Source organism: Kitasatospora sp. NPDC028961, assembly GCF_055564815.1.
This window is the reverse complement of sequence record NZ_JBVHVO010000050.1, coordinates 1-9,725: the sequence shown is the minus strand read 5'-3', so window position 1 is coordinate 9,725 and position 9,725 is coordinate 1. Positions and strand designations below refer to the sequence as shown.

At 74.4% G+C, this 9,725-nt stretch carries 7 protein-coding genes; 6 read left to right on the top strand and 1 reads right to left on the bottom strand.

The window, feature by feature from the left end:
* The coding region (locus ACZ4UX_RS36845; RefSeq protein WP_465709850.1) for a serine hydrolase domain-containing protein at window positions 1–2,951 on the top strand (2,951 nt) is incomplete at its 5' end.
* A 353-nt stretch (window positions 2,952–3,304) separates the two neighbouring features.
* On the top strand, window positions 3,305–5,164 hold the full coding sequence (locus ACZ4UX_RS36840) for an AfsR/SARP family transcriptional regulator (RefSeq protein WP_465709849.1): 1,860 nt from the start codon (window positions 3,305–3,307) through the stop codon (window positions 5,162–5,164).
* Window positions 5,165–5,222: 58 nt separating this feature from the next.
* On the opposite strand, the gene ACZ4UX_RS36835 is transcribed toward ACZ4UX_RS36840, so the two are convergent.
* Window positions 5,223–6,617 (bottom strand): MFS transporter, encoded by a 1,395-nt coding sequence (locus tag ACZ4UX_RS36835; protein ID WP_465709848.1) that lies wholly within the window; start codon window positions 6,615–6,617, stop codon window positions 5,223–5,225.
* 253 nt (window positions 6,618–6,870) lie between these two features.
* Between ACZ4UX_RS36835 and ACZ4UX_RS36830 the strand changes: the two genes are divergently transcribed.
* The 4 genes from ACZ4UX_RS36830 (at window position 6,871) to ACZ4UX_RS36815 (ending at window position 9,541) form a co-directional block, all read left to right on the top strand.
* Window positions 6,871–7,764, top strand: a complete 894-nt coding sequence (locus tag ACZ4UX_RS36830) for a TauD/TfdA family dioxygenase (RefSeq protein WP_352298325.1) — start codon at window positions 6,871–6,873, stop codon at window positions 7,762–7,764.
* 44 nt (window positions 7,765–7,808) lie between these two features.
* Window positions 7,809–8,795: a TauD/TfdA family dioxygenase gene (locus tag ACZ4UX_RS36825; RefSeq protein ID WP_465709847.1), complete on the top strand. Its 987-nt coding sequence runs from the start codon at window positions 7,809–7,811 to the stop codon at window positions 8,793–8,795.
* 70 nt (window positions 8,796–8,865) lie between these two features.
* Window positions 8,866–9,180, top strand: a complete 315-nt coding sequence (locus tag ACZ4UX_RS36820; RefSeq protein WP_465709846.1) for a hypothetical protein — start codon at window positions 8,866–8,868, stop codon at window positions 9,178–9,180.
* Window positions 9,181–9,388: 208 nt separating this feature from the next.
* Window positions 9,389–9,541 (top strand): hypothetical protein, encoded by a 153-nt coding sequence (locus ACZ4UX_RS36815; RefSeq protein WP_465709845.1) that lies wholly within the window; start codon window positions 9,389–9,391, stop codon window positions 9,539–9,541.
* The last annotated feature ends 184 nt before the right edge of the window (window positions 9,542–9,725 follow it).

Sequence of the window (9,725 nt, the reverse complement as noted above, 5' to 3'; positions counted from 1 at the left end):
CCCGCCTGCGCGAACACCCCCACATCACCGACACCGTCGTCACCGTCCGCGAACCCAGCCCCGGCAACAAGCGCCTCACCGCCTACCTCATCACCCACACCACCATCGACACCGCGGCACTGCGCACCCACCTCGCCGACAAACTCCCCGACTACATGATCCCGACCACCTACCTCACGATCGACGCCATCCCCCTCACCCCCAACGGCAAGATCGACCACCGCGCCCTCCCCACCCCCGACCTCGACACCCTCACCACCACCCACTACACCGCCCCCCGCACCCCCCTCGAAGAACGCCTCGCCGCCGTCTGGGCCGAGGTCCTCGGTCTGCCCCAGGTCGGTGTCGAGGACAGCTTCTTCGACCTCGGCGGCGACTCCATCCGCGCCGTGCAGGTGCTGGCCAAGTGCCGGGAGGCCGGCGTGCCGCTGGCGCTGTGGATGATGCTCCAGGCCAAGAGCCTGGCCGAGGTGGCGGGCATGATCGACGCCGAGCCGGCCGGTCCGGCCGGGGCGGACGTGCCGCTGACCCCCAGCCAGCACCGGCTGCTGGCCTCGGCCGACGGCGGTGCCCGGACGGTCCGGCTGGCGCTCGGGCGGCTGCCCGACGCAGCGGTGCTCGCCGCCGCGCTCGGCGCGCTGGTGGCCCGCCACGAGGCTCTGCGGCTGCGGATCTCCGCCGACGGCCGGGCGGCGGAGCCGGCCCCGGCGCCCGCCGGGACGGCCCTGCTCTCGGTCCTCGATCTCGGTACCGTGGCGCCCGCCGACCGTGCCGGCGAGCTCGACGGCGCGCTCGCACGGGACCGGGCCGGGCTGGTCCCGTCCGAGGGTGCGATGCTCCGCGCCACGCTGGTCCGCTTCGACGACGAGAAGCGTCACGAGCTGTGGCTGACGATCCACCAGCTCGCGGCGGACGCCGCCTCCTGGCCGATCGTGCTCGCCGATCTGAACGCGGCCTACGCGCAGTCGGCGGCGGGTGCTCCGGTGCTGACGGCCCCGGTCGAGGTGCCGTGGCGGGCCTGGGCGCAGGAGCTGGGCGAGCAGGCGCACTCCGAGCGGGTGGCCGAGCAGGCGGAGTACTGGCTCGACCGGGCCGAGGCCGTGCCGCTGCCGGTGGACCGGGTCGGGGACCAGGCGCCGTGCCGGGCCACCGAGGAGACCGTCACGGTCGTGCTGCCCGCCGAGCGGACGGCCGCGCTGCTGGCCGGTCCGCGCCCCGAGCAGCCGTTGCTGACCGCCCTCGGCCAGACCCTGGCGCAGTGGGCCGGCGGCGACCGGATCCTGCTCGACGTCGTCACCGACCCGCGCCACCAGCAGGCGCTGGCATCCGAGTTGGCGAACACCGTCGGCCCGCTGGCGGACCTCCACCCGGTGGTGCTGCGGATCCCCAAGGGGCGTGAGCTGTCCGCCGTGCACACCGCGGTCGCGCGCCGGCTGCGGTCGGTGCCGGCGCCCGCGCACGGCTACGGCCTGCTTCGCTACCTGGCGCCGGACGCCGAGCTGGCGGCCGAGCTGGCGGAGCTGCCGACCGGCGAGGTCCGGTTCGGCTTCACCCCGGCCGCGCCGACGGCCGCCGCGCCGCTGCCCACCGGTGCCGAGCGGGACGGCGAGCCGCCGCTGGTGTTCGTCCCGGGCCGGATCGAGCTGCGGGCGGCCCCGGACGCGCCGTCGACCCACCTGCTCGACATCGCGGCCGAGGTCTACGACGGCCGGCTGTACCTGCACTGGACGTACAACACCGCCGTCCACGAGCCGGCCACCGTTCAGCGCCTCGCCGCCGAGCAGCTGCGCTTCGTGGCGGAGCTGCTGGACCAGGCCGGTGACCGGCCGGCGGCCGCCCCGCGCGGCCGGTCCGCGGCGGCTCCGGCGGGTGTCGCCGGGGTGGCCGAGGTGATGGCGCGGCACGGCATCCCGGGTGCCTCGCTGGCGCTGATCCGCAACGGCGAGCTGGCGGCGGTCGAGCAGTTCGGCGTGCTCGGGGTGGAGGACCCCGCACCGGTGACCGCCGAGACGCTGTTCCCGGCCGGTTCGATCTCCAAGCACGTGACCACGTTCGCCCTGTTGCGCCTCGTCGAGGCGGGCGTGATCGAGCTGGACCGCGACGTCAACGAGTACCTCACCTCCTGGCAGGTCCCCGCGTTGCCCGGGGTGTCGACCCCGGTGACGCCCCGGCTGCTGATCGCCAACCTGTCCGGTATCGCCCCCCATCCGGACGTCGACGGGAACTACCACCGCCACGACCCGGTGCCCACGGTGCTCGACGTGCTGAACGGCCGCCCGCCGGCGATCACCCCGCCGGCCCGGCTGCTGGACGAGCCCGGTGCCACCTTCCGGCAGATCCCGCTGAACTACTCGGTGCTCCAGCAGGCCATGGCGGACGCCACCGGCGAGGAGTTCCCGGCCCTGGTGCACCGGCTGGTGCTGGCGCCGCTGGGGATGACCGGCAGTGGCTTCGGGGTGGCCGTCCCGGACGAGCTGGGCCGGCCGTACGCGCGCGGCCACCACGCCGACGGCACCCCGGTGTCCGGCGGGTACGTGCTCAACCCCGAGCTGGCGGCCGGCGGCCTGTGGACCACCGCGGCCGATCTGGCCAGGCTGGCCGTCGAGGTGCGGCGCTGCCACCTGGGGCACTCCGGCGGCCTGGTGGGCGCCGAGCTGGTCCGACGGATGCTCGCCCCGCAGTCCGGCCGCTCCTACGGCTGGAGCACCATCGTCGACGACACCAGCGGCGACCTCGAGTTCGGGCACGGAGGTCAGGCCGTCGGGTTCCAGGCGATGACCGGCCTGCGGGTGCACTCCGGCACCGGCGTGGTGCTGCTGTCCAACGCGGTCACCGGGCGCGAGCTGGTCAAGCACCTGCTCGCCACGGTGTGGACCGGCCAGAACCGGCTGGCCCACCTCTGGCAGCAGGCGATCGACGAGGCCACCGAGGCGGAGTCGCGGCTGGGCTGAGCCGCGGCTGAGCTGAGCCGCTGAGGGCCCGGCCGCCGGCCCCCGCCCCCCCGCCGCGCGCGGGGCGGGCGGGGGCCGGTCCGCGTGCGGCGGCCGTGGCCGGAGCCCCGGTCCCACGCGGGTTACCGAAGCCCCGGACCGCCCCGGACCGGCCCGGACCGGCCCCCGGGCCCGCCCTCCCGGGCATGACCACATCGTGCCAGTGCAGCGTCCTGACGTCGCCGGACCGCTGACTGGGCCCCCCGACCGGCCCAGAATCCAGAGGGGGGCCGCCGGCCGGTGTCGGCGCGCCGGATCGCGGGTCGCCGCGGACGCGGCCGTCCGCACGAATTCGGCACAGCACAGGGGGAATCATGGAACTGCGTGTCCTAGGCCCAGTCGAGGTCCTCGACGACCAGGGCCTCCACATCGAACTGCCGGGCGTCAAGGCGCAGACGGTGCTCGCCAGCCTGCTGCTGGCGAACGGCCAGACCGTCTCCGACACGCACCTGAGCGACATGCTGTGGGCCTGGGACCCGCCGACCACGATGACCGCGCAGATCTACACCTACGTCTCCCGGCTGCGGAAGCGCCTGGGGCCGCACGTCGAGCTGGTCCGCCGCCCGCGTGGGTACCAACTGGTCGCGCACGACGCCAAGTTGGACCTGACGACGTTCGAGCGGCTGGCCCGTCGCGGTCGTGACGCGCTGACCCGGGGGAACCTGGCGCAGGCCGCCGACGACCTGCGGGCGGCGGTGTCCCGCTACCGCGGCACGGTGCTCGGCAACGTGACCGAGTTCCTGGCGGACGCCGAGCGGCCCCGGCTGGAGGAGCTGCGGCTGGCCGCGCAGGAGGACCTGGTCGAGGTGGAGCTCGCGCTCGGCCGGCACCAGCGCCTGGTGCCGGAGCTGACCGCGCTGGCCACCGAGCACCCGACCCGGGAGCGGCTGAGGGCCCAGCTGATGACCGCGCTGTACCGGTGCGACCGGCAGTCGGACGCCCTCGCGGTCTTCCACGCGGGGCGCCGGATCCTGGCCGAGGAGCTGGGGATCGACCCGGGGGCCACCCTGACCGGCGTCCACCAGGCGGTCCTGGAGGGCACCCTGGGTCTGCCGGTCGCCGGCCCGGCGCCGTCGGGCCCGGTGCGGCTCGGCCTGCCCGCCGCCGGGCGGCCGGCGCCGGCCATGCTGCCGCCGGACGTCGCGGACTTCACCGGCCGCCGGGCGGAGCTGGCCCAGCTGGAGCGGTTGGTGGCGTCGGACGCGGCCGGTGCCGGCCCCCGGCGCGCGCTGATCACCGGGATGGCCGGGGTCGGCAAGTCGGCGCTCGCCGTCCACCGGGCGCACGGCCTGCGGGACCGCTTCCCGGACGGTCAGCTCTACGCCGACCTGACCGACCAGGACGGCACCTCGCGCTCCCCGGAGACCGTGCTGGCCTCCTTCCTGCACGCCCTCGGCGTCGAGTCCGCCGATCCCGACCGGGGACTGCTGGAGCTGATCCGGCTGTACCGCACGCACTGCGCCGGGGCGCGCCTGCTGGTGGTGCTGGACAACGCGGTGAGCAACGCGCAGATCGCCCCGCTGCTGCCGAACGGGCCCGAGTCGGCGGTGATCGTCACCAGCCGCCGGCACCTGCTGGCCGCCTCGGGGCGGGACACCCTGGCGCTGCCGGTCTTCGACGACGGGGAGTCGATGGAGCTGCTGGCCGCGCTGGTCGGGCCGGAGCGGGTCGCCGCAGACCCGCTGTCGGCCCGGGCGATCGTGGACAGCTGCGCGGGCCTGCCGCTGGCCGTGCGGATCGCCGGGGTGCGGCTGGCGGCGCGGCCGCACTGGCCGCTGTCCCGGCTGGCCGGGCGGCTGGCCGACCAGAGCACCCGGCTGGACGAGCTGAGCTTCGGCGAGCTGCGGGTGCGCGAGACGATCCGGCGCTCGCTGCGCGAGGTCAGCCTGCGCGGCCGGCAGGTGCTGAGCAGGCTCGCGCCCTTCGGGACGGGCGTCTTCCCCGCCGAGGCGGCCGCCTGGGAGCTGGGGCTGCCGCAGGCGACGGCGGAGCAGGTGCTGGAGGAGCTGGTGGACATCCGGCTGCTGGAGACGGCCGGCGCGGGCGGTTCCGAGCGGGGCGGGTACCGGCTGCACGAGCTGGTGGTGCTGCTGGTGTCGGCGCCGGGCGCGGGCGGCGTGCCGAGCCAGCGCGGGGCGCCGCGGTCCCGGACCCCGCAACTGCTGGCCGGCTGACGGCGGCGGCACTGCGGGAGCCTCCCGGCGGGCTCGGCCGGGAGGCTCCCGCGCGCTGCTACGCCGGGGCCTCCCGCCCGGCCGCCCGGACGGCCGGGCTGAGCGTCACGGCGGCGGTCAGCAGCAGCAGGACGGCGGCCATCACGATCGCGGTCCAGGTGGTCCCGGCCCGGGCGAGCAGGTAGCCGGCGGCCAGCGAGCCCAGCGCGTTGGCGCCGGAGGTCAGGAAGGCCGAGGTGGCCGTCACCCGGCCCTGCAGCTCGTTCGGGGTGTTCCGGGCCATGTAGACGCCGCCGCAGACATTGAACAGCCCGGCGACGAACATGATCCCGGCGGCCACCAGGCCGATCACCACCGGCTGGTGCAGCAGCGCGACCAGCGGCATCAGCACCAGCCAGACCAGGTGGCCCAGCACCGCGGTGGCGTACAGGCCGACCCGCTTCGCCCACCAGCCGGCCGCCAGCGCGCCGAGCAGGCCGCCGATCCCGGCCACCCCGGAGACCAGGCCCAGCACCGCGGGGCTGCCGCCGTGCTCCTTGATCACCACCATGACGGTGAGGCTCAGCATCTGGAAGAGCAGGTTGCTGCCGGCGAACACCGCGGTCATGATCCGCAGGAACTTCTGGCGCCAGAGCCAGACCACGCCGTCCTTGATCTCGTGGTGCAGCCGCTGCGGCGGACCGGTCGGGGCCGCCCGCAGGTCGCGGCGGATGAAGGTCAGGCAGATCAGCGCGACCAGGTCGGCCACGGCGGTGACGGCGAACGGCAGCCAGCGCAGCACGGTGAAGAGCAGCCCGCTGAGCGGCTGGCCGAGCAGGCCGATGGCCGCACCGCGGGCCTGGTTCTGGGCGAGGGCGGCCGGCAGCTGCTCGACGGGGACGACGTTGCGGACGGTCACCTGCTCGGCGGTCGAGTAGAAGATCCCGAGCGCGCTCTCCACGAAGGCGGCGGCCATGATGAACGGCACCCAGACCCAGTGGTGGTAGGCGGCCAGTGCGACGGCGGCGAAGGCGAGCATCCGGACGGCGTCGCAGACCAGCATCACCTTGCGCCGGTCCCAGCGGTCGACCAGCGCCCCGGCGGGCAGTTGGACCAGCAGGTTGGGCAGCGCCGCGGCGAACGCGACATAGCCGCAGGCGGTGGCGGAGCCGGTCTGCCAGAGCACCAGCATCGGGTAGGCGACCATCGAGACGGTGGAGCCGAACTTCGACAGGCCGGCGCCGACCCAGAGCCGCAGGAAGTCCATGTTCCGGCGCAGCGGCACGGCGGGTGACGGCGCGTCGGCCCCGGCGGCGGTGTCGGCGCCGCCTGCGGTCCCCGGCTTGCCGGCCCCCGGTTGGGCGGCCTCCGGTTCGTCGGCCGGTGTTCCGTCGGCCGGTGTTCCTTCGGTACCGGCCGTCGGCCCGGTTCGGTCGGGCCGCCCGCGCGCGTCGGTCGCTGTCGGTATGGTCATGAGGGGCCCTCTCGCTGCCATCGGACCGTTTCCGGCATTGGCTCGCCAGCCTTGGGCCGCCTGCTATCGATTCCCTATACGCCGGCTCGGGCGCGGTGCGAGTGGCGCGAATATCGCTGGAATATAGGACCTTTCGGGACCGTCCTCCTGCCACGGATTTCCGCGTGGCCGTCTGTCGACCTGGAAGGGGGTCGCGGCATTGGGCGCACGTCCCGCCTGGAAGCCGTTGGAGATCAGCCCGGAATCACTGTCCGTGTCCGAAGACTCGGGCCTCGACGGGCTGCTCGAATGGCTCGATTCCAGCCCTGATCTGGAGTCATTGCTGGACCGGGAGAAGGCCCTGGTGTTCCGGGGCTTCGGCGCCACCGAGGAGCGGCTCGCACCGGTCATGGACCGGCTGCTGCCGAACCGCCTCGCCTACGTGCACGGGAACTCGCCGCGCACCAAGGTCGGTGACAACGTCTACACCTCCACCGAGTACCCGGCCGAGTTCACCATCTCGATGCACAACGAGCTCTCGTACGCGCACCAGTGGCCCGCGCGGCTGCTGTTCTGCTGCGTCACGGCCGCCGCGACCGGTGGGGCCACCCCGGTGGTCGACGCGGCGCTCTGGCTGGAGCTGCTCGACGACGAGGTGCGCGAGCGCTTCGCCGACGGTGTCCGGTACACCCAGAACCTGCACGGCGGCCTCGGCCTCGGCAAGAGCTGGCAGGAGACCTTCGAGACCGGTGACCGGGACGAGGTCGACGCGTTCCTGGCCGCCTCGCACGCCGTGAGCCAGTGGCGGCGGGACGGCAGTCTGCGGATCGTCCAGAACCGCCCGGCGACCGTCCACCACCCGAGGACCGGCGCCGAGGTCTGGTTCAACCAGTCCGACCAGTGGCACCCGGCCGCGCTCGGTGACGAGACCGCGGCCGCCCTGGCCAAGGTCATGCCGCAGGAGGACCTGCCGCAGTCGGTGGCCTTCGCCGACGGGTCGCCGATCCCGGCCGAGCACGTCCTGCAGGTCCGCGACCGCGGTCTGGCGGCGGCCGTGGACGTGGACTGGCGCCAAGGCGATGTCCTGCTGATCGACAACCTGCTGGTCGGCCACGGCCGCCGCCCGTTCACGGGGGCACGCCGGGTCCTCGTGGCGATGTCCGACTGACTTCCGGTTGAGAACCGGCGAAGAAGCCTGAAAGGGGTCATCCGATGACCACGGTGTTGTCGTCGTCAATCCACACCACCAGTGCCGTCACCCTGACCGACGCCGAGCGCGACGAGGTGTACGCCCTGGCCGTGCAGCTCGTCGGGGTCGAGCGCGGCATGGTCGACGAGATCGCGTGGATGGGAGCCGCCCGCAAGCTCTCCGCGCGGCTGCCGCTGCGCGTCCGGGAGGCGGTCCGCCGCTACCGCCACGACCCGGGCCCGGACGGCCTGCTGATCCTGCGCAACCTGCCGAACGACGTGGACGCGCTGCCGGTGACCCCGACGGTCCCGGAGTCGGTGGAGCGCGTGGCCACCGTTCCGGCCGCGATCTCGGCACTGGTCAGCCTGGCCCTGGGCGAGGTCGTCGCGTACCGCGAGGAGAAGTCCGGCGCCCTGGTACAGAACGTCGTCCCGGTGCCGGGGCGCGAGGAGTCGCAGAGCAACGCCGGCTCCGGCACGCTGCTGGAACTGCACGTGGAGAACGCCTTCCACCCGCACCGTCCGGACTACGTCGGGCTGTTCTGCCTGCGCAACGACCACAGCGGCACCGCCGGCACCCTGGTGTCGTCGATCCGCCGGGCGCTGCTGATCATCCCGGACAACGTGATCGAGGTCCTGATGCAGCCGCGCTTCGTGACGCAGCCGCCGCCGTCCTTCCACGCCGGCGCCGGGGCCGAGTACCACCCGGTGCTGGAGGGCGCGGCGGACGACCCGAACATCCGGGTCGACTTCAGCGCCACCACCGGTCTGGACGAGACCGCCACGGCGGCCCTGGAGATCCTGCGCGGCGCCCTGCTCGACGTCTCGGCGATGCTGGTGCTCCAGCCCGGCGAGCTGGCCTTCGTGGACAACCGCCTGTCGGTGCACGGGCGGACCTCCTTCGAGGCCCGCTACGACGGCCACGACCGCTGGCTGCACCGGACCTTCGTGCACCTCGACCACCGCCGCAGCCGCGGCCACCGGGCCGACAACGGCCTGGTCCTGTACTGACCGCCGCGGTGGGAGGCGGTCGCCGGTCCCCCGACAGCGGCCGCTTCCCGCCATCCCTCCCTGGGTAGCCATGCACATCGTCCTGGCCGATCTGGCCATTCCGGCCGACGGGCCCTCCGCGGAGGAGGTCCGCGACGGCCTGCTGCGCTGCGCCGAGCCCGGCCACGGGCTGCGGCACGTCTACGCCGAACCCCGGGACGGGGCGGTCCGCGCGGCGCTCTTCCTCTCCCGGGCCCTGGTCCGGGAGGCCGAGGAGGCCGCCCGGGAGCTCTGCCTGGCCTACTGCTCGGGCCTGCGGGGCGGGCACCTGGTCCGGGTCGGGGCGACGCTCGTCCCGCAGTTCGGGGAGGTCCTGCTGTCCGGCGAGCCGGACGCGGAAGGGTGACGACGGCAGCAACGTGACATGGCAACACCCTGGCCTACCGATTCCATGGTCAGGCCATCTCGACCGTGTGAGAGTAGAGGTGTCGGCAGGGGGAGCTCCTCGGAAACCAAGGAGAAGCCGCCGAAAGTGCCGAGCCGGATCAGGCTCGCCACGAATTCACACGTCAGTGCCCGCGCCATCTCGCGGGCAGGTAATTGGGGGAATTCCAATGAACGCCATGGCCATCGTCCGCCGTATCGCTCCGGCCGCGGTCGTGCTGTCCGTCACCCTGCTGGTCGCGCCGACCGTCTCGCTGATCGACGCGGCGACCGGTGCCCGGGGCGGGGCCGTCACGGTCGCCATGAACAACGGCTGGGACTGACGGTCCGTCCGAATCCGACGATGGTTCACCTCGCCGTACCGGCGGCGGTGGGAGACAGCGCGGCGGGGGGGGGGGGGGGGAGAGAGGGGGGGGGGGGGGGGAGGGGGGGGGGGGGGGGGGGGGGGGGGTGGGGGGGGGTGGGGGGGGGGGGGGGGGGGGGGGGGGGGGGGGGGGGGGGGGGGGG

Excerpts from the sequence above, each read along its gene's own strand:
- ACZ4UX_RS36840 (WP_465709849.1), top strand. The coding sequence starts at position 3,305 with ATGGAACTGCGTGTCCTAGGCCCAGTCGAGGTCCTCGACGACCAGGGC.
- ACZ4UX_RS36835 (WP_465709848.1), bottom strand. The coding sequence starts at position 6,617 with ATGACCATACCGACAGCGACCGACGCGCGCGGGCGGCCCGACCGAACC.
- ACZ4UX_RS36825 (WP_465709847.1), top strand. The coding sequence starts at position 7,809 with ATGACCACGGTGTTGTCGTCGTCAATCCACACCACCAGTGCCGTCACC.
- ACZ4UX_RS36820 (WP_465709846.1), top strand. The coding sequence starts at position 8,866 with ATGCACATCGTCCTGGCCGATCTGGCCATTCCGGCCGACGGGCCCTCC.
- ACZ4UX_RS36815 (WP_465709845.1), top strand. The coding sequence starts at position 9,389 with ATGAACGCCATGGCCATCGTCCGCCGTATCGCTCCGGCCGCGGTCGTG.